18 protein-coding genes and 2 pseudogenes are annotated in these 22,254 nt (G+C 45.5%); 6 read left to right on the top strand and 14 right to left on the bottom strand.

The window, feature by feature from the left end; translation table 11 throughout:
* Nucleotides 1–116: 116 nt before the first annotated feature.
* Together DXA15_RS20435 and DXA15_RS20430 are read left to right on the top strand one after the other, a co-directional pair.
* Nucleotides 117–215 (top strand): annotated as a pseudogene (locus DXA15_RS20435) (NAD(P)-dependent oxidoreductase); the annotation flags it as partial.
* 110 nt (nucleotides 216–325) lie between these two features.
* Complete coding sequence (locus DXA15_RS20430; protein ID WP_128135256.1) at nucleotides 326–952, top strand: HAD family phosphatase; 627 nt, start codon at nucleotides 326–328, stop codon at nucleotides 950–952.
* 15 nt (nucleotides 953–967) lie between these two features.
* Here the strand turns inward: DXA15_RS20430 and DXA15_RS20425 are convergent, their stop codons facing one another.
* From DXA15_RS20425 to DXA15_RS20375, 11 genes and pseudogenes are all read right to left on the bottom strand, one after another.
* A complete protein-coding gene (locus tag DXA15_RS20425) occupies nucleotides 968–3,325 on the bottom strand; it encodes a hybrid sensor histidine kinase/response regulator (RefSeq protein WP_128135255.1) in 2,358 nt (785 codons plus the stop codon).
* Nucleotides 3,326–3,337: 12 nt separating this feature from the next.
* Complete coding sequence (locus tag DXA15_RS20420) at nucleotides 3,338–3,700, bottom strand: Hpt domain-containing protein (protein ID WP_128135254.1); 363 nt, start codon at nucleotides 3,698–3,700, stop codon at nucleotides 3,338–3,340.
* A gap of 298 nt (nucleotides 3,701–3,998) precedes the next feature.
* Nucleotides 3,999–5,039: a UDP-glucose 4-epimerase GalE gene (gene galE / locus DXA15_RS20415; RefSeq protein ID WP_007657598.1), complete on the bottom strand. Its 1,041-nt coding sequence runs from the start codon at nucleotides 5,037–5,039 to the stop codon at nucleotides 3,999–4,001.
* A 21-nt stretch (nucleotides 5,040–5,060) separates the two neighbouring features.
* Nucleotides 5,061–5,633 (bottom strand): electron transport complex subunit RsxA, encoded by a 573-nt coding sequence (gene rsxA, locus DXA15_RS20410; protein WP_007657600.1) that lies wholly within the window; start codon nucleotides 5,631–5,633, stop codon nucleotides 5,061–5,063.
* 18 nt (nucleotides 5,634–5,651) lie between these two features.
* Nucleotides 5,652–6,236 carry an RnfABCDGE type electron transport complex subunit E gene (locus DXA15_RS20405; RefSeq protein ID WP_028728844.1) on the bottom strand — a complete coding sequence of 195 codons (585 nt, stop codon included), beginning with the start codon at nucleotides 6,234–6,236 and terminating at the stop codon, nucleotides 5,652–5,654.
* Nucleotides 6,229–6,864 (bottom strand): RnfABCDGE type electron transport complex subunit G, encoded by a 636-nt coding sequence (locus tag DXA15_RS20400; RefSeq protein ID WP_128135253.1) that lies wholly within the window; start codon nucleotides 6,862–6,864, stop codon nucleotides 6,229–6,231. The genes DXA15_RS20405 and DXA15_RS20400 overlap by 8 nt, the downstream gene beginning before the upstream one ends.
* Nucleotides 6,865–6,866: 2 nt before the next feature.
* On the bottom strand, nucleotides 6,867–7,826 hold the full coding sequence (locus DXA15_RS20395) for an RnfABCDGE type electron transport complex subunit D (RefSeq protein WP_128135252.1): 960 nt from the start codon (nucleotides 7,824–7,826) through the stop codon (nucleotides 6,867–6,869).
* Between the two features lie 12 nt (nucleotides 7,827–7,838).
* A pseudogene (gene rsxC, locus DXA15_RS20390) lies at nucleotides 7,839–9,169 on the bottom strand (electron transport complex subunit RsxC).
* 12 nt (nucleotides 9,170–9,181) lie between these two features.
* The gene (locus tag DXA15_RS20385) at nucleotides 9,182–10,147 is read right to left on the bottom strand and encodes a Fe-S cluster domain-containing protein (RefSeq protein ID WP_128135251.1); all 966 of its coding nucleotides are present in this window, start codon (nucleotides 10,145–10,147) and stop codon (nucleotides 9,182–9,184) included.
* 9 nt (nucleotides 10,148–10,156) lie between these two features.
* Entirely contained in the window at nucleotides 10,157–10,576 is a 420-nt protein-coding gene (locus DXA15_RS20380) for a SoxR reducing system RseC family protein (RefSeq protein WP_128135250.1), read from the bottom strand.
* Between the two features lie 101 nt (nucleotides 10,577–10,677).
* Nucleotides 10,678–12,216 carry a DUF3078 domain-containing protein gene (locus tag DXA15_RS20375; protein WP_128135249.1) on the bottom strand — a complete coding sequence of 513 codons (1,539 nt, stop codon included), beginning with the start codon at nucleotides 12,214–12,216 and terminating at the stop codon, nucleotides 10,678–10,680.
* A 231-nt stretch (nucleotides 12,217–12,447) separates the two neighbouring features.
* Between DXA15_RS20375 and DXA15_RS20370 the strand changes: the two genes are divergently transcribed.
* The 3 genes from DXA15_RS20370 (at nucleotide 12,448) to DXA15_RS20360 (ending at nucleotide 17,076) form a co-directional block, all read left to right on the top strand.
* Nucleotides 12,448–14,052, top strand: coding sequence for a CTP synthase (locus tag DXA15_RS20370; protein ID WP_128135248.1), 1,605 nt, complete (start codon nucleotides 12,448–12,450; stop codon nucleotides 14,050–14,052).
* An 11-nt stretch (nucleotides 14,053–14,063) separates the two neighbouring features.
* Entirely contained in the window at nucleotides 14,064–15,962 is a 1,899-nt protein-coding gene (gene yidC, locus DXA15_RS20365) for a membrane protein insertase YidC (RefSeq protein ID WP_128135247.1), read from the top strand.
* A 280-nt stretch (nucleotides 15,963–16,242) separates the two neighbouring features.
* Nucleotides 16,243–17,076 carry a DUF6057 family protein gene (locus tag DXA15_RS20360; protein ID WP_128135246.1) on the top strand — a complete coding sequence of 278 codons (834 nt, stop codon included), beginning with the start codon at nucleotides 16,243–16,245 and terminating at the stop codon, nucleotides 17,074–17,076.
* On the opposite strand, the gene kdsB is transcribed toward DXA15_RS20360, so the two are convergent.
* Nucleotides 17,057–17,815 carry a 3-deoxy-manno-octulosonate cytidylyltransferase gene (gene kdsB, locus DXA15_RS20355; RefSeq protein ID WP_128135245.1) on the bottom strand — a complete coding sequence of 253 codons (759 nt, stop codon included), beginning with the start codon at nucleotides 17,813–17,815 and terminating at the stop codon, nucleotides 17,057–17,059. The genes DXA15_RS20360 and kdsB overlap by 20 nt on opposite strands.
* A 28-nt stretch (nucleotides 17,816–17,843) precedes the next feature.
* Entirely contained in the window at nucleotides 17,844–20,105 is a 2,262-nt protein-coding gene (locus tag DXA15_RS20350) for a cation:proton antiporter (RefSeq protein WP_128135244.1), read from the bottom strand.
* Nucleotides 20,106–20,175: 70 nt separating this feature from the next.
* Here DXA15_RS20350 and DXA15_RS20345 point away from each other — a divergent pair, with 70 nt between their 5' ends.
* On the top strand, nucleotides 20,176–20,832 hold the full coding sequence (locus DXA15_RS20345; RefSeq protein WP_128135243.1) for a helix-turn-helix domain-containing protein: 657 nt from the start codon (nucleotides 20,176–20,178) through the stop codon (nucleotides 20,830–20,832).
* Here the strand turns inward: DXA15_RS20345 and DXA15_RS20340 are convergent.
* Nucleotides 20,827–22,212, bottom strand: a complete 1,386-nt coding sequence (locus DXA15_RS20340; RefSeq protein WP_199676404.1) for a nodulation protein NfeD — start codon at nucleotides 22,210–22,212, stop codon at nucleotides 20,827–20,829. The genes DXA15_RS20345 and DXA15_RS20340 overlap by 6 nt on opposite strands.
* Nucleotides 22,213–22,254: the final 42 nt, after the last annotated feature.

The raw sequence follows: 22,254 nt of genomic DNA, 5'->3' as shown, positions 1-22,254 counted from the left end.
ATAATAAGACGAAGGGGAGCATTAACCTTAAAAGACTTAAAGCTGGATGGGATGAGAACTTTTTGGAGACACTTTTACAAGAGAATAATTTTTAATGCGTCTGCCCTGATGAAAGTGGGGATAGCAACATCTCCGTAGAAGATTTCGCTGTTGCCATGATTGATGAACTGGAACAGGAAAAACATCATCAGGAGCGATTTACACTCGGGTACTAAGTGTCTTTGACAAAAACAGTTGCAGGTATTCGAATAGTTGTTGCTTTACACTTATTATGCTTATCTTTGTCAGGAAGTAGAGATAAAGATAGATGTAAAAAGAGATAATTATGGCAAAGATTAAAAACATTGTATTTGATTTAGGAGGAGTTTTTATAGACCTGGACCATGATCAGGCAGTTCGTCGCTTTAAAGAGATCGGAGTGGAGGATGCGGAACAGTTGCTGGATCCTTATGAGCAGAAAGGGATCTTTCTGGAAGTGGAAAACGGTACGATCAGTGCTGACGAGTTTTGCCAAAAGCTTCGGGAGCATACGGGGAAAGACCTGACGTATGAAGATATAAAATCCGGTTGGCTGGGATTTATCGTCGATACGCCTCAATATAAGCTCGATTATGTGTTGAAACTTCGCGAGCGCTACAATGTTTATCTGTTGAGCAATACCAATCCCATCATCCAGGAAGGGTGGGCAAGGACAAACGAGTTTACTCCGGCAGGTCGTCCGATCGGTGCCTATTTTGATAAAATGTACACCTCGTATGAAGTTGGCGTAACTAAGCCCGACCGGCGGATCTTTGACTATATGATCAAAGACAGCGGACTGATTCCGGCAGAGACGCTCTTTGTGGATGATGGTAAAAGCAATATTGAAGTAGGACGCACACTGGGCTTCATCACCTACCAACCCCAAAACGGGGAAGATTGGCGTGAAGCTATCGATGCACTGTTGAAATAAATCGGTTGGGGGTATTCAACGGAACCACTTTCCCATAACACTGTAAAGCCTGTCTATTTCTATGGGTTTGGCGATATGTTCGTTCATCCCGGCTTCCAGGCTTAGCCGTACGTCTTCGGCAAAAGCATTGGCCGACATGGCTACGATCGGTAAGTCCTTGATGTCTTGCCGGTCGAGAAGACGGATTTGCCGAGTGGCTTCAAGACCGTCCATGACAGGCATTTGTATATCCATGATTATGAAATCGTAATATCCTTCGGGGGAAGCGGAAACCTTGTTGACTGCTTCCAGTCCGTCGCTGGCTGTTTCAATTTCAGCACCGGTTTCCTGTAGCAACTCATAAGCGATCTCACGGTTCAGGTCGTTGTCTTCCACAACGAGTATCCGTTTGTCCGGAAAAGAGGAGACGATAGATGGTACGACAGTTGCCTGTTCTTCCTCTTTTTTGTTTGTGGCAAACTTTTTCATCAGGTGAAACAGTTTGGACTTCATGATAGGCTTACAGATGAAACCGTTGACTCCTGCTTTCAGGGCTTCGATTTCGTAGCCGGAATAGTCGTAAGCCGAAATGATGATAATAGGAATATCCGGTCCTACGCATTCCCGTATTTTGTAGGTTGTTTCAATGCCATTCATATTGGGCATCATCAAGTCTATGATGATTGCAAAATAATTGTTTCCTTCGTTTACTTTCTGTACCGCATCCTGACCGGAAAGAACCCATTCCGGTTTCATTCCTAATTCTTGCAGGTTTTCATAGGCTATTTCGCAGGATACATCATCATCATCCACAACTAATACCGGCAGGTCTATTAATAGATTGTTGTCGTATTCATCCATGCCTCCCAGTTTGACATGGAATCTCATGGTGAATTTGGAACCTTTTCCATATTCGCTTTCTACCAGGATATCCCCGTTCATCATCTGAGCGATATGACGACTGATTGCCATACCGAGTCCGGTCCCCTGGATATTGCGGATGGCTTTATCGTCCGACCGTTCGAACGGCTCGAATACTTTGCTTAAGAATTCAGGTTTCATTCCTATGCCATTGTCCGTGACGGCTATTTCAAATTGCCCATAACCGTTATAAACGGAAGGTTTCTCCTCGACTGAAATTTGTATTAGTCCTTTGTCCGGGGTATATTTGATTGCATTTGTCAGCATATTCAACAGTGCCTGTTGTATGCGTTGTACGTCACCGATCAGGCATTCGTGCTTTACTTTGCTGTGTATTACTAACTTTTGCTTTTTTGCTTCAAAGGCCGACTGCACCATGATGAATAAACTTTCCAGCAGTTCGTCGAGTTTGAATGTCTCTTCCGTCAGCATGATCTTACCGCTTTCGAGCTTCGACATATCTAATACTTCGTTTATCAGGTTGAGCAGGAGTTTGGAAGATATGGTTATCTTCTTCAGGCAGTCGGCTATGCGGTTCTGGTCGTTCATATGAAGGCCGGCTATTGCCGTCATACCCACGATTGCATTTATGGGAGTACGTACGTCATGGCTCATTCGTGACAGGAAGTCTGACTTGGCACGGTTGGCGGCTGTTGCGCTCTGTAGGGCTTCCTGCAACAATAGTTTCTGTTTTCTTTCTTCCTTGATTTCCGTTATGTCGGTCCTGGTCATCAGCCAGATGTTTTGTTCCCTGTCGAAGTAGCTGAACCGTATTTTCTTTTCACGGTTTTCACCGTTTTCTATCATGGTACCGTATAAAATATACTCTCCATGTTGTCGCAGTATCGGATCGACGTGGGCGATACTCATCTTCTCGGTCATTGTGTCGCAAAACTCCGGCTCCATATATTGTCGGTTGTACTCTGCAACTACCGCTTCATAGTTGCTGCTGGCTACCGGGGGAGGTGTTTCGCTTTCCGTACCGGAAGTGTACATGACATAACTGTTTTTAGAGGCTTCGATATAAATCACATAGTCGTATTCAGCTTTTACGGCTGTTTCAATGATTTGTGATTTCCTGAAATCATTAACATTGTGGCTGGAGAAGACAACCCTGTCGGGTATGCCTTCTTTGTTAGTCAAGATATCTATAAAGGCTTCGTGCCATTCAAAACCGAAATGGTCGTTACAGAAACGCATGTCGAGTTTTTTGTGGAAACATCCTTCGGCTATCATTTTACGGAAGGCTTCAAGCGAAACCGTTTCGTCCCATAGAGTATGGTCAGGCGGATAGACATCATTCTTTATCGTGTTATTGAGAATGACGTAATCATGTTTCGTATTTTCCAACTCCGGAATCATGGAGTCTTTTTGTATTTCGACACTTCCATCTTCCAGATAGATAGTCCAGATAGTATCCATGAGATATTGGTAGTTAGCCAATGATTCATTTGATTTAAGCCTCTTATTCATGCAGTTTGTTTATTATCTTGCTTTGTGTTCGGTAATCAGGTCGCAGATTAGTTTGTACTGTACTTTCAGCTGATCAAACAGGTCTTGCATACCTTCAGTATCTCCGGTTCTGAGTTTTTCTGTCATCGGGATCAATATGTCCGATATATTTGTCAGGTCAAGCGTAGCCACCAGTCCTTTTAATGTATGGGCATATCTGAAAGCCAGGGAAATGTTATTCTCATTGAGGCTTCTTTCCATCAGGATGAAGTTTTCATCCATAGGGAATTTGGAAAGTATTCTTTCATAAAACTGTTCATTATCCATGAAACGGTTTAATGCACTGTCCAGGTTAACTCCGTACGCTTGTAACTTCTCTTTATATTCGCTTGTCATGTTTTTTATCACCATTTATATAACAAATCATCTGTCTGTTACGAAAGGAATCCCCAAAAGTAGATAAAAAATATGTATGGAGATGGAAAAAGCGTTATAATTCAATAGGAATGTATGTTTTTTTCTGCTAATTGACGAATCCAGTCCTCCGATGAGTCTGTTTTGATGTCTGATGTTGGTTTTGAAGCTCAGTCAACGTTTCATTGATAAGTTCCGGTTACATGCAGGGGGGCAAGAAAAATGCCGGAAGAAATCTCTGGAGAATCTTCCGGCATGCTTATTTAAAAAGACTTTTCTTTTATTGGATACCGCGTTCGCGTAGTTTTTCCTGCCATTTCCAGGCAGAAGCCAATGTATCGGACAACGTTTCTTTAGCAGTCCAGCCCAATACTTTGTTGGCACGTTCCGGGTTAGCCCAAACTTTTTCGATATCACCTTCGCGGCGGCCTACGATTTTGTGAGGAACTTTTACACCGGTAGCTTTTTCGAATGTATTGATCAGTTCCAACACTGTTACACCATTACCGGTTCCCAGGTTGAAATATTCAACATTCTCTTCTGTTTTACCACCCAGCATACGGTCCATAGCGATTACGTGTGCTTTTGCCAGGTCGACTACATTGATATAGTCGCGGATACAAGAGCCGTCAGGTGTATCATAGTCGTCACCGAATACGCTCAGTTCCTTGCGGATACCGATTGCAGTCTGTGTCAGATACGGGATCAGGTTCTGGGGAACGCCGTTAGGCAATTCGCCGATTTCTGCACTCGGGTGAGCACCGATCGGGTTGAAGTAACGCAGGATAATGCTCTTGAACGGAGCGTTTGCGTGAATAGTATCGCGGATGATCTCTTCGTTGATCTGTTTGGTGTTGCCATAAGGAGATGTTGCCGGTTTGATCGGGGCATCTTCTGTTACAGGCAGGTTTTCGGGATCAGGCTGTCCGTAAACGGTACAGGAAGAAGAGAATACGATTCCTTCGATATTAAATTCCGGCATCAATTCCAGCAGGTTTACCAGCGTAACAACATTGTTACGGTAGTACTTCAGTGGCTGCTGAACCGATTCGCCAACAGCTTTGCTTGCTGCGAAAAGGATGATACCATTGATACCCGGATGAGCCTTCAGTGCTTCGCGGGTTCCTTCTTTATCTTTTAAATCCAGTTTGATGAATTCAGGACGGATACCTGTGATCTTTTCAATGCCATCCAACACTTCAATATTGGAGTTTGACAGGTCGTCGATGATAACTACATCATAACCTGCATTCTGCAACTCAACTGTAGTGTGTGAGCCAATATATCCGGTTCCACCTGCTACTAAGATTTTCTTTTTCATGCTAGTCTCTATTTAGATTAATTATACGATTCCGGAGAATCCCATAAACGCCATTGCCAGCAAACCGGCTGTTATCAGCGCAATAGGGGTACCTTTCATACCTTCGGGAACACGTGTCAAAGCCAACTGTTCTCTTATCCCTGCAAAGATAACTAAAGCTAGCGCAAATCCAATAGCTGTTGATATTGCATATACAACAGATTCCAATAAATTATATTCTTTTTGTATTACGAGGATGGCGACACCCAGGATACAGCAGTTGGTGGTAATCAACGGAAGGAACACGCCAAGTGCCTGGTAAAGAGCCGGAGAAACCTTTTTCAGTATGATCTCGACCATCTGAACCAGTGCGGCGATGATCAGGATAAAGCTGATGGTCTGCATAAAGCCCAATCCGAACTTATCCAGGATATATTTCTGCACCAGGAAAGTAACGATGGTTGCGATCGTCAACACGAATGTTACTGCTGCACCCATACCGGCTGCCGTTTCCACCTTCTTCGATACGCCCAGGAACGGACAGATACCCAGGAACTGCGCCAACACTACGTTGTTGACGAATACGGCTGCGATAAATATTAGTATATATTCCATATCTTTCGTTTTTTAATATCAGGCTTTACGCAATTTATTAACAATAGCAATCAGGTAACCCAGCGCGATGAAGGCACCCGGAGCCAATACAAAGATCAGCGAACCATATTGTTCGGGCATCAGTGTCAGGCCGAACAGTTTACCTGTTCCCAACAGTTCACGGGTTGCTCCCAGCAAGGTAAGTGCCAGCGTAAAGCCGAGTCCCATACCTAATCCGTCGAATGCGGAAGGGATCACTCCGTTTTTAGCGGCAAATGCTTCCGCACGTCCCAACACGATACAGTTTACAACGATCAACGGGATGAACAATCCCAGGCTGGCGTAAAGAGCCGGAACGAATGCTTCCATACACATCTGCACGACGGTTACGAATGTAGCGATTACGACAATAAAGGCAGGAATACGTACCATGTCGGGGATCAGGTTCTTCAAGGCTGAAATAACCATATTGGAACAGATCAGAACGAACATGGTGGCCAGTCCCATACTCATACCGTTCAGTGCTGAAGAAGTTGTTCCCAGAGTTGGACACATACCCAGCAACAAGACAAATGTCGGGTTCTCTTTGATGATACCGTTCATCAATACTTTCATATTACTCATTGTCGTTTCCTCCCTCGTTAGTGTTAGCGGTTGTTGCACCGGTTACTCCGTCAGTTCCGGCGAATGCGCTGTAAGCACGGTTCACCGCATCCAGAAATGCACGGCTGGTGATGGTTGCTGCTGTGATAGCATCCACGTCGCCACCGTCTTTAGTTACTTTTAATGGTCCGGCGGAGAGGCTGCGGCCCAGCACGCTTTGTTTATTCTTGTCCGTACTGAACCATTCCTGCATCTTAGCTCCCAAGCCGGGAGTTTCCGCATGTTGTAATACGGAATAATTCAATAACTTGCCTTCCTTATCGAATCCGACGATTACTTTGATCTCGCCGCTGAATCCTTTCTTTGTATTACTTTCGACAGCTGCACCTACGAACTCTCCGCCTTTGGAAGCCGGATAGATTTTCAGGGAATCGCCGTCGGCCGTAACTGCCATATAAGCATCCTCCGATGGTTTGTTATCGAATTCAGGAGTTACAGCTTTGATAGCAGCTTCCAGCGCTGCAGCTTTAGAGGCTGCTATCGGGCCGGTGGTGTACATATTTACTCCGGCTAATATCGCTCCCGCAACCAAACAGATGATGGTAAGCGACAAGAGCATATTGGGTAATGTTGATTTTAGTTTTGCCATGCTTATTTCCCTCCAAAATGTTTAGGTTTGATATAACTGTTGATCAGCGGGGTAAATGCATTCATAATAAGAATAGCAAACGACATACCTTCCGGATAAGAACCAAACAGACGGATAACGGTGGTCAGAATACCGATACCGACACCGTAAACCAGCATACCGTTCTTACTCATGGGCGAAGTCACATAGTCGGTTGCCATAAAGATGGCTCCCAGCATCAGACCTCCCGACAGCAGGTGAACGAACGGACTTGCGTATTGTACCGGATTAACCAGGTGCATAATACCAGTGAATACAAATACGGTCAGCAGGATAGAAACCGGAATCTGCCAGGTAATAATCTTTTTCCATAACATAAAGACAAGTCCCAGCAACAATGCCAGTGCACTTACTTCACCGAGGCTACCGCCCATTTTACCTAACAACATATCTACCAGGGTAGGCAACTTGTCGAGTGCCCCTTCGTTCATCAGTGATAAAACAGTTGCACCGGTGGTTGCGTCGGTGTAGGCTGTCAGCTGTCCGACTTCCGGCCACGTCGTCATCTGTGCCGGGAAAGAGATCAGCAGGAATACACGTCCGACCAATGCCGGGTTAAAGATATTGTTACCCAGTCCGCCGAACGACATCTTACCGATACCGATAGCCGCCAGTGCACCGATCAGGATGATCCATACAGGCAGGTTCGACGGCAGGTTGAATGCCAGCAGCACACCGGTCAGGATAGCCGAACCGTCACATACGGTCGGTTCCTTTTTCATCAGGAACTTCTGGATCAGATATTCAAAGAGGACACAGGCTACGACCGATGTTGCAGTAACGATCAGCGCACCCAGTCCGAAGTAGTAGAGGGATACCAGGAAAGCCGGAACAAGGGCAATCAGTACACCATACATATTTTTGCTTATGCTATCGCCGCCGTGGATATGGGGCGAAGGAGATACTATTAAATTATTTTCCATATTGCTCTGTTTTTATGACTTTCGTGCCCGTATGATACCCATTACCTTTCCTTTACCCGAACGGATATAATCCAGCAACGGACGGTTGGCCGGGCAGGTATAACTACAAGAACCGCACTCGATACAGTCGGTGATATAATTCTTCTCGGCCAAATCCCATTCTGCAAATTCTGTTGCATTCATCAGCAGGGTAGGGTTGAGGCCCATCGGACAAACGCTGACACATTTGGCACAGCGGATACAGTCGCGCATCGGTTTGCGGACAGACTCTTCTTTCGTCAAGAGCAATACGCCTGAACTACCTTTCGTTACCGGTACTTCCGGAGCAATCAGGCTTTTCCCATCATCGGGCCGCCACCGATTATCTTTCCTGTATTTTCAGGAACGCCACCGGCTGCTTCAATCAGTGCACTGATTGGTGTACCCATACGGACCAGGAAGTTGGAAGGATTGGCTACCGCTTTACCTGTCACGGTAACGACGCGTTCAAACAAAGGTTTGTTTTTCATTACCGCTTCGTACACTGCAAAAGCCGTTCCTACATTTTGTACTACAGCTCCGGCGGAAATAGGCAGTGCACCGCTCTTCACCTGACGGCGAATCACAGCGTCGATTAATTGCTTTTCACCTCCTTGCGGATATTGTACTTTCAGCGGCATAATCTCGATACCTTTATAGGCTGTAGCTAGTTTACTCAGATGAGCGATGGCATCGGGCTTGTTGTTTTCGATACCGATCACAGCTTTTGTTACATTTACAGCTTTCATCAACAGCGTAACGCCGACCAGGATCTGCTCTGCCTTCTCCATCATCAACGAATGGTCGGAAGTCAGATACGGCTCACATTCTACAGCGTTGATAATGATGATCTCGGCTTTGCTTCCGGGAGGCGGCATCAGTTTGACCTGTGTGGGGAATGTCGCACCACCCAGACCGACGATACCGGCTGCGGCGATCTTGTCTACGATTTCTTTGGAAGGAAGCGGACACTCTTTCACGAGCGTTTCGCTGCGGTCGATCGACTCTTCCCATTCGTCACCTTCCACATCAATATAGATAGCGGGACGTTTGTATCCGCTTGCGTCGAGAGCGTTATCTATCTTGTTTACTTTACCGGATACCGACGAGTGGATATTCGCCGATACAAAACCTCCGGCTTTGGCGAGAAGTGTACCTACTTTAACTGTATCACCCTTCTTTACCACAGCCTGGGCAGGAGCCCCGATATGCTGGCTCAGCGGTATAATAACCTGCTTGGGTATAGCCAGTCCGGTGATTTTCTTCCCGGCAGACAATTTATTTTCGGGTGGATGTATACCTCCGATTCGAAATGTCCTTAGCATACTATTAGATTTTTATTTTTGAGTTGTTTCTTCTTTTGTTCTTGTTTCAGGCGCTGTCGCCGGTGCAGCTTCGACTTTTGTCGTTGCTTCGGCTTTAGGGGCCGGTGTAGCTTTTGGCGTTACTGGCTTTACTTTGTCGGCGTCCACAGCAGGGGCGGCTTCTTTACGGGGCGGGAAGTTCAATTCGTGAATTGCTCCGGTCGGACATACAGCTACGCATTTACGGCACAGGCGGCATTTGCGGTAGTCGATATAAGCCACGTTGTTTTCGAGCGTGATTGCTTCGAACGGACATTCTTTCACACATTTACCACAACCGATACAAGCGTTCGCACATGCTTTACGGGCAGCAGCTCCTTTGTCTTTGTTTACACAGCTGACGAAGATACGGCGTGATTTCGGTCCCTTTTTGCGCAGTTCGATAATGTTTTTCGGACAAGCTTTGACGCAGGCTCCGCATGAAGTACATTTGTCCTCGTCCACTTCCGGCAGTCCGGTCGTTAGATTGATGTGGATGGCGTCGAAGGTACAGGCACTTTCGCAGTCGCCGTAACCCAAGCAACCGAACGTACAGTTCGTTTCGCCTCCGTACAAAGAGGATGCTATGGCACAGCTTTTTACGCCATCATACTGGTTGGTGCGCGGACGGGCCTGGCAGGTTCCGTTGCAACGGACAACTGCTACCATTGGTTCGGCAGTAGCAGCTTCCATACCGAGGATGGATGCGACCTTACCCATTGTTTCGGCGCCACCGACCGGACAAAGCAGTCCTTCCAGTGAATCGGCCTTTACACAGGCTGCCGCAAAACCGCCGCAACCGGGATAACCGCAACCTCCGCAGTTGGCTCCGGGCAATGCCTCCTGGACCTCTGCGATACGAGGATCTTCGTATACTTCAAACTTCTTGGAGGCAGCGTAGAGGAATACTGCGCCGATGGCTCCAATGGCTCCTAATGAAATAACGGCAATTAAAATCATGATATTTGATCAATTAAGTTTTTTCAAGGTAAATATAAATTTTCTTTTCAGTTTCTCGCGTAAAAAGTATAATATACTGTAGTAGGGAACTAGTAGTAATAGACCGGTTAACCCGCTGGTTGTTTCGTCCCATTGCAAACAGCTTCCTGCTACAATCGCCGCAACTACAACAATCAGAGGAAGCACAAAAGCCAGAAAAACCGCTTGCAGGCCGAGCGAACTCTGGCCGCATAGGGTTACTTTTTCGTTCACATGGAATCTACCGGGGTTATTGTCGTTCACTTCAATGATCTTTTCCTTCTTTTCAGATGCGCTGCACATGCTTTGTGCGTGGCAACCGGAGCAGGCCGATTGTTGAATGATCCTGACAAAGACCGCATTGCCATCGATCTTCTCTATTATTCCGTTGTGACTGATACTTTCACTCATGTTTGTAATCTCGACATTGCAAAATCAGGGGCAAAAGTAAGGATTATTTGGATATTATGTCACGATTAACAAAGTTTATTACAGAAATAATCGTGTTCAGCTTACCATTTGTAATTAAAGCCAAAGCTCAACAACTCGTTAATCTGTAAGTAGCTGTCGAAGTCTTCATGCTTGGAGATACCATCATCATAACGTAAGTTCAGCGAGATGATAGTCGAGAAGAATCGACTTATTGCCATATTCAGACGGTTTTCGAACTCTCCTTGGATACGTTTATAATCTGTCATGTAATAGATACGCGAATACCAGATGATATTCCTGCTGAACTGGAATGTCATAGTTGCGTTGACGGTAGAACCGAACAGGCTTTGTTTGTAAGGAAACTCTTCTTCTCCGTCTCTCTTCTGGAAATGCCGGCCCAGGTCGATGTCTTTATCTAATGTACGAACGTACGTATAAGATAACGGTGCAAGGTTGGCACTTAACGTTACTTTTTTGTGTTTGGACGACGCGAACGTTTTATCCAGGTCGTATTTCATACCAAGACCGAAGTTAATACTGAAAGGGGAGAGCAGTCCGGCCAGTTTAACGTTCTGGTTTTCGGCATAACTGCTGAAAAGCTGGGTTTTGAAGTCCAGATCCAGTGTGTAGTACCATTTGTTGAATGCCTTATAACCAAAGTTGCTGTAGATACGGAACACGTCATCTCCGACTTTGTAATCGCGCAAAGTATCTTTGGGAGCGGTATACAGGTTGTTCTTTATTTCCAGTGAATTGTCGAACTTTATCTTATCCTTATTATAATTATATGTAAACAGTTCGCGGTTGGTCAGGTTCAGCGTACTTACACCCCCTTTATGCCAGTTTGGAGAGATGTAATTCTGAGCAAACTGTAAAGAACTTTCGAAATGTGACGTCCAGTAACGTCTTTCGGGAATGAATTTTACCGGTGCATCCACGTCACTGAAGTCTGCTTCGCTTTCTACCTTGATCAGGTCCGGTTGATAAGTCGGCTTTCTGATCACTTTGGCAACTACTTTGTCCTGAGGTAGATCCCTCATTGAATAACGGAAATATTCAGGATGATTAGCTTCTATATTTCTTTGTGCTTTCTCGCGGAACTGCTGTCTGAACACCTCTTCTTTAAATATGGTGTCCTGAATAAAAGGTTGCGGGATATCGATTTTATTTTTCCATGCATCTTCATCGTAGAAGGAAAGATCTTTCGGAAGGAGTTTCCCTTTGAATATGAGCGGTAAAAACAATGGGTCTGCTATAACTGTATCCTGGAATGTCATATTCGCGTCGAATATAGTGGAAGCATCGCGCACCAGACGTGCCCAGTACATGGCTTCGTCCGACAATTCCACTTCGTCTTTTTTCAGGAAGCGAAGCAGATTTTCATTCGGTGTGACCGGTGCAGAATATGACTGGTTTTGTTTCTCGAATTGTGCCCGCAGGCTTATGATATTATCCAGGTCCGGATCTTCGATTTCAATCATAGGGATAGTATCAGCCGCATTGCTCTGTACTGTATCTTTAAGATTGGTTCCGGTAATAGTTGTCACTTCCTGTGCATTTGCCAGGTTTGCCAATAATGAAAGTATAGAAAATAGAATGAAGTATCTCTTGATAACCATAATTCCTTTTTATTTACAATCTATAAGTATCTACGGTGCGAAATTAGATAAAAAGTATGAAATCTACTAATCTTTCACATCATATAACAATCTGAACTAATAGGGAAACCGGAACGCGGATGAATGTGTTTTGAAAAAATATCCGAGACACTTGCTGTCTGAATGAAAATGACTAACTTTGCAGTTTTGAAATGCGAGTGAGCAATTAAAGACAATTAAAATATTACTATCGTGGCAGATACAAAGTACATCTTCGTTACGGGCGGCGTAGTCTCTTCTTTAGGAAAGGGAATTATTGCTGCATCATTGGGTAAACTCCTTCAGGCGAGAGGCTACAAGGTTACTATCCAAAAGTTTGACCCCTACATTAATATCGATCCGGGTACATTGAACCCTTATGAGCACGGTGAATGTTATGTAACCGTAGACGGACATGAAGCGGACCTGGACCTGGGACATTATGAACGTTTCCTGAATGTTCCGACTACACGCTCGAACAATATTACGACAGGTCGTATTTATCAGAGTGTGATAAATAAGGAACGCAAGGGCGATTATCTGGGCAAGACTGTGCAGGTTGTTCCTCATATCACCGACGAGATCAAGAGAAATGTGAAGCTGCTGGGATCGAAGTACAAGTTTGACTTTGTGATCACGGAAATCGGTGGAACAGTAGGCGATATCGAATCGCTGCCTTTCATCGAAAGCGTTCGCCAGCTGAAATGGGAATTAGGTAAGAATTGTATATGTGTACATCTTACTTATGTACCTTATATCGCAGCTGCGAAAGAATTTAAAACGAAACCTACACAGCATTCTGTAAAACAGTTGCAGGAACTGGGTATCCAGCCGGATGTACTGGTCTTGAGAACCGAACATTTGCTGAGTAATGATATTACCCGCAAGGTTGCTTTGTTCTGTAACGTAGACGCCGACGCTGTAGTGCAGTCGGTCGACGTTCCTACTATTTACGAAGTTCCGTTGGTATTGCAGCGTCAGAACATGGATGTAACTATCCTGAAAAAGATGGGATTGGAAGTAGGACCGACTCCGGAAATGAAACCTTGGAAAGAGTTCCTGAAGAAAAAGACAGATGCTACCGAAACAGTTAAGATCGGTCTGGTTGGTAAATATGTGGAATTACAGGATGCTTATAAGTCAATCGACGAATCATTGTTGCAAGCAGCTATCTACAACGACCGCAAACTGGATCTTCATTTGTTCCATTCGGAAAAACTGACTGAAGCCAATGCGGCTGAACAGTTGAAGGACATGGATGGTATCCTGATTGCTCCGGGATTCGGACAGCGCGGTATCGAAGGAAAGTTCGCAGCCTTGAAATATGCCCGCGAAAACGATGTGCCTTGCCTTGGTATCTGTCTGGGTATGCAATGTATGGTGATTGAATTTGCCCGCGACGTTTTGGGTATGACGGATGCCAATTCGACCGAGATGGAGCCGAATACGCCGTTTAAGGTGATCGACTTGATGGAAGAACAGAAGAACATTACCAATATGGGAGGTTCTATGCGTCTGGGAGCTTACGACTGTATCTTGAAGAAAGGTTCCAAAGCCTATGAGGCTTATGGAAAAGAACATATCCAGGAACGTCACCGCCACCGTTTCGAATTCAACAGCCAGTATCGCGAACAGTTTGAAGAAGCCGGCATGAAATGTGCAGGCGAGAACCCGGAAACCGGTCTGGTGGAAGTGGTAGAAATTCCTGCGTTGAAATGGTTCGTTGGTGTTCAGTTCCATCCGGAATACAACAGTACGGTAGTTAATCCGAACCCACTTTTCGTGAGCTTTGTGAAAGCCGCTATTGATAATAAATAACAACGTTATAGATGGATAAAAACACATTAATTGGTTTTCTGCTTATTGGTATTGTTTTATTTGCATTCAGCTGGTTTAACAAACCGACGCCTGAGCAGTTGGAAGCCCAGCGCCGTTATCAGGACTCGATCGCTCAGATCGAACTGACTAAACAGGCGGAGTTGCAACGCGAAGACAGCAAAAGCACTGCCGATAATTCTTTTGATAGCTTGCCGGATTCTGCGAGAGATGCCCGGCTGAAGAGCAGTTTCGGTGTATTCGCTGAAGCAATGACAGGAACAGACGATGTAACTGTATTGGCGAATGACCTGATCGAACTGCATATCAGTAATAAAGGAGGACGTATTTCATATGCCCGCCTGAAGGATTATACAACCTATGATGATAAGCCGGTCATCTTGTTTGAAGGAAAAGAGGCTTCGCTTGACTTTACCCTGGTAACAGCAACCAACCGCGTATTGAACACGGCCGACCTGTATTTCACTCCGGTGAAAACACAGGACCCGAACCAGTTGGTGATGCGGTTAAATACAGGTGAAGGCAGTTCGCTGGACTTTATCTATACAGTCAAGCCGGACGATTATATGGTTCAGTTCGATATAAAGGGAACGGGTCTGAACGGTGTCCTGGCTCCGAGTACGACTGCTTTGGATATGGTATGGCGTCAGAAAATCCGCCAGCAGGAACAGGGTATCAAATATGAAAACAGATATACTGCTTTATATTATAAGTTCCTGTCCGATGATGTGGAGCAATTGAGCGAAAGCAAGAGTGAAGACAAGAAGGTGTCGGGCCGTCTGAAATGGATTGCTTATAAAGATAAATTCTTCTCGACGGTGATGATTGCCGATGAAGGTTTTGAAAGCGCCACTTTCGATTCAAAGATGGTTGAGGCAGACGGTATCGTTAAAGAGTTTAAGACTACAACAGCCGTTCCTTTCGACCTGAGAGGCAATGAGGCAACGACTTTCCGTTATTTCTTCGGGCCGAACAGCTATCCGTTGCTAAAATCGTATGACAAAGGGATTGCTTCGGACCAGCAGTTGGATCTGGAACGCTTGGTTCCGTTGGGTGCCAGTGTCTTCCGTTGGGTGAACCAGTATTTCGTCATTCCGATGTTTGACTTCCTGGGTAAATATATCAAGAGTTACGGTCTGATCATCCTGTTGATGACGATTATCGTGAAATTGATTTTATTCCCGTTGACATATAAATCATATATGTCGTCTGCGAAGATGCGTGTGCTTCGTCCGCAGGTGGAAGAGCTTAATGCCAAGTATCCGGGACAGGAGAAAGCGGTGGAACGCCAGCGTGCAACTATGGAACTGTATAGCCGAGCTGGGGCAAGCCCGATGGCGGGTTGTATCCCGATGCTGTTGCAGATGCCGATTTTGATCGCCCTGTTCATGTTCTTCCCGTCGGCAATCGAACTGCGTCACCAGAGTTTCCTTTGGGCGCACGACTTATCAACATACGATGCTATTTTCAGTTGGAACAAATATATTCCTATTATTACTCCGTATTTTGGTAACCACATCAGTTTGTTCTGTCTGCTGATGACAATCACCAACGTTATCTATACCAAGTATAATATGGAAATGACCAATACCGGACAGCAACAGATGCCGGGTATGAAGGCGATGATGTATATGATGCCGCTGATGTTCCTGGTATTCTTTAACCAGTATGCGTCGGGTCTGACTTACTATTACTTCATTTCTACGCTGATCACGATTGTTCAGACATTGGTGTTCCGTTATACGATTAATGAAGATAAGCTGCTGGCCAAGCTGGAAGCCAACAAGAAGAAGCCTCAGAAGAAATCAGGTTTCATGAAACGTCTGGAAGAAGCGCAGCGTATGCAGCAGGACCAGTTGAAGAAACAACAGGATCAGAAAAAGAAAAGATAACAGCTTTTTCTGCAAGATAAATAAAAGAGAGGCGTGCCGGTCTGGAAAAGACTTAGGTACGCCTCTCTTTGTGTCCGGATTATGCAATAAGTTGTATATTTTGTACAATCGCTTGAATTTGAAGAAATGTGTCGTGCATTGTATTAAAATGTTTATATATTTGCACTATTATATATGAGTCAACTATTGATGATTATGCTTACGTTGACGACTTATCCTGTCGGAATAGCAAGTGCCGACTTTACGTTTTGAGTTTAATAGGTCTAAAAATAGTTCACTGATGGATAAGAAAGAAAAGCTTTTGCAAAAGAGGGTAGCTGGACTCTTTGCATTGCTATGTGTTATCTTTTTCCAGTTTTTTGATTCGGATCATTTGTTCCTGAAGGAAGAGGTGGTAAGTGTTGCGAGTTTGCCGGAAGTGTTGGTCGGCTATTGGGGGAAACCTGCATGGCTGGCTTGTTCAATGGCGAAAGTACTTACGTCTTTGTTTGTTCCTGTCGGTGGCGGGGCTGTTTTGATTACAGCCGTGTTGATGCTGGAATGGTGGGCTTCTTTATTTATTCTGCGGAAATTCAATGTAGGGAATATGGCTCCTTTGTATGCTCTGTTTCCGGTGGTTATGGAGTGGGGAACCTATTGTAGTCCTTATTATCATTTGAATTCTATTCTTTCTTTAGTTATTGTTTTGTATATATTTTGTGGTTATATACAGATAAAGGTAAAATGGCTCTCCTGGGTGACAGGGTTTGTTTTGTTGTTTGCGGTTTATTGTATGGTGGGGAGCCGGTTGTTTATTTTTGTAATCCTTGTGCTGTTGTACGAAGCGGAAATAGGAGAGAAGCATTGGGTGTACTGGGCTTTGCTATTGATAACGGGTACTGTGCTGCCTGAATTCCTGAAAGAACTGTATTCACTTTCAGAAGAACAGGCATATCAATATCCACAGGCATGGCTTCCGGCATTTTTCCCGGCTATCATGCTGGCTTGTGTGTTGGTGGCTACGCAGTTTAAGAAAGTCCGGTATATGCAGATCAGTGTATGGTCTGTATCTGTCACTTCCGGACTTTTACTGGTATTGCTGGCGCTTACTGCGTTTAGCCATGCTGTCGGCTAAGAAAAGCAAGTGCTTTCTCCATGTCTTCAGGCGTGTCGATGCCGATTGTCTCCTGCTGGGTGATGCCGACTTTTATCTTGTAGCCGTTTTCGAGCCATCTGAGTTGTTCCAGGCTTTCGGCAAGCTCCAGTGACGATTGGGGCAGGTGGGTGATTTCTTTCAACGTATCGGCCCGGTAAGCATACAAACCGATATGTTTGTAATATGTATGGTTGGGTAACCACTCCTGGTAATTTTTGCCGCGCATATAAGGAATGATGGAACGGCTGAAATACATTGCTTCGTTATTCTTGTTGATAACTACTTTCGGTGAGTTCGCATTGAACAATGTCGTTTCGAAGTCATCGTCCGGACGGAATGGTTTCACCAGTGTGGCAATCTGTGTGCCGGCATCAGTAAAACATGCTTTTAACGTCTCGATCTGTTCCGGATGGATGAAAGGTTCGTCTCCCTGGATATTGACAATGACATCGTATCCTTGTCCTACCTTGGTGTAGGCTTCGTAAACACGGTCGGTACCACTCCGGTGCTGGTCGGAAGTCATAACGACATTTCCGCCGAAGGCTTTCACGGCTGCTTCGATACGGCTGTCGTCGGTAGCTACACATACGGCATCCAGCACATCCTTCACTTGTTCATACACACGCTGTATCATGGGTTTGCCGGCCATGTCGGCCAGAGGTTTCCCCGGGAAGCGGGTGGAGGCATATCTTGCCGGTATTATTCCTATAAACTTCATACTCCGGTTGTTTTTATTCGTTAGTTAATTATTTTACTGTTTTACCTTCGCTGAGACGAAGCACTTTCTCATGTTCGCCGACGATCCATACAATGTCTCCCTGCTCGAATACGGTTGTGGGAGGCGGGTTTTTGATTGAACGGGCATCCCGTTCGATGCCGATCACTAGACAGCCGGAGTTATCGCGTATTCCGGATTCAAGGATGGTCCGGCCGATAAGTCCGGAGCCTTCACTGATAAAGAATTGTTCCATATTCACCTCTTTAGTCTCCTGGAGGTTATTCAGCGATTCTTTATAACGCTCCTCTATATATTGGCGGAAATGGGCCAGGTCGTCATCCGCACCGACTACGACCAGCTTATCAAACGGATAAAGCCGCTCGTTTCCTCCCGGTATGTTGATACGCTTGCTTCCCCGGATAATAGTAACGATGTTTACATTGCATTTCTGCCTGAAATTAAGTTCTTTGAGTGTCTTGCCCATGCTGGGGGAGTTTTGCTTCACTTCAAAATCAGCCAGGTGAAGGTCGCGTTCCAGCAGGTGGCTGGCGAACCGTTGGTTGATGGGAGCGTTCCGTTCGTTCTCCAGTTCACGTGCCGTTAGGTTTGTGAAGAAATGGCGTTCCATCAGGATCGACTGCTTCTTCAACCGCTTAGAGAAGATAACCAGGGCTATGACGGTGGCTGCGATGGCGAGCCCTATTCCGACAGCTGTGTTCAGCAGTCGTGCAATCGGCAGCATGACGAGTCCTATACATAATATAATACGGAGCACAATCAGGGAAACCAACGGACCACGGTTATATTTGCTGTCGTGCCACAATTGCTGGTATTCTACGGAATGGTTCTTTTTCATCATGATGGCACGCAGCATCGGTGAGATCAGGAGAAGGATCAGAACCAGGGATATGATTTGTCCTTGTAGTCCCGGTAGCTGGTCGATAATGAACGGAGCGACGAATTGCAACCAGATAAAGATCAGTACCAGCGTGACAGCCGTATAGGTGCCTACGATACGTACCAGCGCTTTCAGCAGTTTGTCCCAGGCACTTTTCTGCCGGATCGTGTTGGAGCCAGAAGAATAACGTTCCAGAAAACTCATCCAGCTTGCCGGGATGACTCGTTCAGCTATTTTATAAGCCGGTTCGGCCATACGTATCATATAGGGCGTAAAAAAGGTTGTTATGACAGATACGGCCACAACGATCGGGTAAAGGAAATTATCCGTTACTTTGAGCGTCAGTCCCAAAGAGGCGATGATAAAGGCGAACTCACCGATCTGTGCCAGCGAGAAACCGGACTGGATGGCGACTTTGACAGTCTGTCCTGATAATAGTACGCCGAAGGTGGCAAAAAGTATCTGTCCGACCATGACGACAAGTGTCAGTATCAGGATCGGTATTTTGTATTCCCAAAGTAATACCGGGTCGATCAGCATGCCGACGGAAACGAAGAAAATGGCTCCGAACAAGTCTTTTACCGGTTTTACGATATGTTCTATATGTTCCGCATCGATTGTCTCAGCAAGGATAGACCCCATCACGAAAGCGCCAAGTGCAGAAGAAAATCCGGCTTTAGTCGCGATCATGACCATCCCCAGGCATAGGCCGATACTGACGATCAGCAGGGTTTCGTCATTGAGGAAAGTCCGTGCTCTTTTCAGGAAAGAAGGAATAAGGTAAATACCGACTACAAAACAGAAGAGCAGGAATACCCCCAGTTTTATCACGCTGTCGAGTAACTCCATCCCTTCGACATGTTTACTGACGGCAAGTGTGGAAAGCAAAACCATCAGCAGGACGGCAAATAAGTCTTCCACCACCAATATCCCGAACACCACTCCGGCAAACCGTTGGTTGCGCAGTCCCATATCGTCGAAAGCCTTGAATATGATTGTCGTGGACGACATGGAAAGCATTCCGCCTAGGAAAAGACTGTTCATGTGCCCCCAGCCGAGCGACAATCCGGTGATATAGCCGAGCGTCATCATCCCGATAACGACAGTGACCGCTCCGATAACGGCGGTACCTCCGACTTTCATCAGTTTCTTAAAACTGAAATCCAGTCCCAGGGCAAAAAGCAGGAACACGACACCGATGTCGGCCCAGATACGGATACTTTCTACGTCTGTAACGGTAGGGATTTCTTTAATGGCTGGTCCTGCCAGAATTCCGGCAACAATATAGCCAAGTACGACCGGTTGCTTTAATTTCTTGAAAAGCAAAGTAACAAGCCCCGCAGAAATCAGTATTACTGCCAGGTCTGAAATTAATGAAGGGATCTGTGACATGCTTTCACTCTTTTTCGGTTGGCAAAGTTATACATTTATTTTAATTTTGCAGGTCAAATAATGAGCCAAAATGAAGAAGAAACATCCGATAGAAGCATTGATTGAACAGGGCGAGCATCAACAACTCGATTTTAAGTTCGAAGTGAGCGACAGTAAGAAGATTGCCCGCACCTTGTCTGCTTTTGCCAATACCGATGGCGGTCGGTTGCTGATTGGGGTGAAAGACAACGGGAATATCTCCGGTGTCCGTAGTGAGGAAGAGTATTATATGATTGAGGCTGCATCTAAAATGTACACTCAGCCGGAAGTCCCTTTCGAGGCTACCCGCTGGGAAATAAACGGGAAAACCGTTTTGGAAATCTATATAGCGCCCAGTGCGGACAAACCTCACCTGGCGCCTGATAAAGAGGATAAGTATAAAGCCTATATCCGCGTAGCCGACGAGAATATCCTGGCAAATGAGATTCTGGTTCTTTCGTGGGAGAAAAAGCGCCGGAAAGACGGGACACTGGTGAAGATCAGTAAGCCGGTAGAACGGCTGTTCTCTTACCTGGAGCAATATCCTTATATCAATGCGGGTCAGCTTTGCCGTATTGGCCATGTAAATTATTACACGGCCAAAAATATTCTGAGCGATTTGCTGGCGATCGATGCCCTGGAATATGTGGTCGTTGATAAACGTATTTTTTATCAACGGGTGCCCGGCAACGATAAGCTGGCGTTATAGGCCGGAGGTTTCCACATATACCTGTGCATTCTCAAAACGGACCACTTTCACTTTTGTCCCTTTTTCAATGAAGCCGGAATCCGATACACTATCGTAGAGTTCGTTGTCGATCATTACTTTACCCGAAGGACGGAGTACGGTGAAGGCTGTTCCTTCCTTCCCGATCAGCGGAGTCAATGAAGGGGAGGAGTGGGCGTCTTCAAGGTCTTTGTGGAGCGCTACTTTCCGGAACAGACCTTTTGTCCCGATTTTGTTGGATAACCAGATCATCAGTACAAAGCCCAGCCCCAATCCGATCAGGACGGTCAATGCCGCTTCTCCGATTTCTTTGGAAGAAACTGCTTCGAAGTTGAAATCCGTATTATTCAGCAGGCTGAGTGTCAATCCGGTAACCAGAAAGATGATGCCGCTGATGCCCGCTATACCGAATCCCGGGATGATAAATATCTCCGCTGCAATTAACAGTAATCCGATGATAAAGACCAGTATTTCCCAGTTCTGTGCCAGTCCGTCCATATATAAAGGTGCGAAATAAAGAGTCGCGGCGACGATGGCTGCTGCCGACGGGAAGCCGAGCCCCGGCGTTTGCATTTCGAAATAGATACCTCCTATAATAATAATGATAAGAAGCGATTGCAACATCGGATTCATCAGGAAACCTTTCAGGTCGTCATACCAGGACGGTTCGTATGTCTTCAGTTCATAATCGTTGTATCCCAGATACTTTGTGATCACTTCACCGGGTGTTTCCGCAATACCGTCGCAATATCCCCATTCCAGCGCCTCGTCGGCAGTGAAGGTGAGCACTTTGCCCGAGTCGATCAGATTCGGAACAATGACACGTTCGTCTACCATGGCTTCGGCTATCAGCGGATCCCTTTTCCATCTGTATGTAGTATCTGTCCCTTGGATGATCGTATCTTTTCCGTGTGCTTCGGCTGTCGATCGAATCATCGAACGCATGTATGATTGATATTTATCAGGCAAAGCGGCTCCGGTTTGGTTAACGACAGTCGCGGCACCGATGTTGGCGCCTTTCCTCATAAAGATTTTTTTACACGCAATCGATATCAGCGCTCCGGCCGAAGCGGCATTGTTATCGATAAAAACGTAGACGGGAACAGGGTTGTACAAGATTGCGGTACGCATTGAATCCGCAGCTTCGAGCAATCCTCCATAGGTGTTCATATGAAGAAGAACGGCATCGGCTCCCAATGATTTCGCTTCTTCCAATCCGTTACGAAGGTATAAGCGGGTAGTATTATCAATCTCTTTCTTTATGTCGATTTGATAGACTAGTTTTTGTTCTTTAGCTGTTGATTTAAAGGTTGTTATCGCTATAAATAACAGTAATAATAAGAATCCTGAATTTTTCATCATTTTGTCTAATTAGCTATACTTTTTATACTTAATTGAAAATTG

The organism is Parabacteroides sp. AM58-2XD (genome assembly GCF_003463685.1).
In the GTDB taxonomy this organism is placed as follows: Bacteria; Bacteroidota; Bacteroidia; order Bacteroidales; family Tannerellaceae; genus Parabacteroides; species Parabacteroides segnis.
Note: the sequence above shows the minus strand (reverse complement) of the source record. Positions and strands in the feature narration are given on the sequence as shown.

Coding starts and splice junctions, on each gene's coding strand:
- DXA15_RS20350 (WP_128135244.1), bottom strand. CDS start 20,105: ATGTCACAGATCCCTTCATTAATTTCAGACCTGGCAGTAATACTGATT.
- DXA15_RS20400 (WP_128135253.1), bottom strand. CDS start 6,864: ATGGCAAAACTAAAATCAACATTACCCAATATGCTCTTGTCGCTTACC.
- DXA15_RS20380 (WP_128135250.1), bottom strand. CDS start 10,576: ATGAGTGAAAGTATCAGTCACAACGGAATAATAGAGAAGATCGATGGC.
- DXA15_RS20385 (WP_128135251.1), bottom strand. CDS start 10,147: ATGATTTTAATTGCCGTTATTTCATTAGGAGCCATTGGAGCCATCGGC.
- DXA15_RS20360 (WP_128135246.1), top strand. CDS start 16,243: ATGGATAAGAAAGAAAAGCTTTTGCAAAAGAGGGTAGCTGGACTCTTT.
- DXA15_RS20405 (WP_028728844.1), bottom strand. CDS start 6,236: ATGAGTAATATGAAAGTATTGATGAACGGTATCATCAAAGAGAACCCG.
- DXA15_RS20395 (WP_128135252.1), bottom strand. CDS start 7,826: ATGGAAAATAATTTAATAGTATCTCCTTCGCCCCATATCCACGGCGGC.
- DXA15_RS20340 (WP_199676404.1), bottom strand. CDS start 22,212: ATGATGAAAAATTCAGGATTCTTATTATTACTGTTATTTATAGCGATA.
- DXA15_RS20375 (WP_128135249.1), bottom strand. CDS start 12,216: ATGGTTATCAAGAGATACTTCATTCTATTTTCTATACTTTCATTATTG.
- DXA15_RS20420 (WP_128135254.1), bottom strand. CDS start 3,700: ATGACAAGCGAATATAAAGAGAAGTTACAAGCGTACGGAGTTAACCTG.
- yidC (WP_128135247.1), top strand. CDS start 14,064: ATGGATAAAAACACATTAATTGGTTTTCTGCTTATTGGTATTGTTTTA.
- DXA15_RS20425 (WP_128135255.1), bottom strand. CDS start 3,325: ATGAATAAGAGGCTTAAATCAAATGAATCATTGGCTAACTACCAATAT.
- galE (WP_007657598.1), bottom strand. CDS start 5,039: ATGAAAAAGAAAATCTTAGTAGCAGGTGGAACCGGATATATTGGCTCA.
- DXA15_RS20345 (WP_128135243.1), top strand. CDS start 20,176: ATGAAGAAGAAACATCCGATAGAAGCATTGATTGAACAGGGCGAGCAT.
- kdsB (WP_128135245.1), bottom strand. CDS start 17,815: ATGAAGTTTATAGGAATAATACCGGCAAGATATGCCTCCACCCGCTTC.
- DXA15_RS20430 (WP_128135256.1), top strand. CDS start 326: ATGGCAAAGATTAAAAACATTGTATTTGATTTAGGAGGAGTTTTTATA.
- rsxA (WP_007657600.1), bottom strand. CDS start 5,633: ATGGAATATATACTAATATTTATCGCAGCCGTATTCGTCAACAACGTA.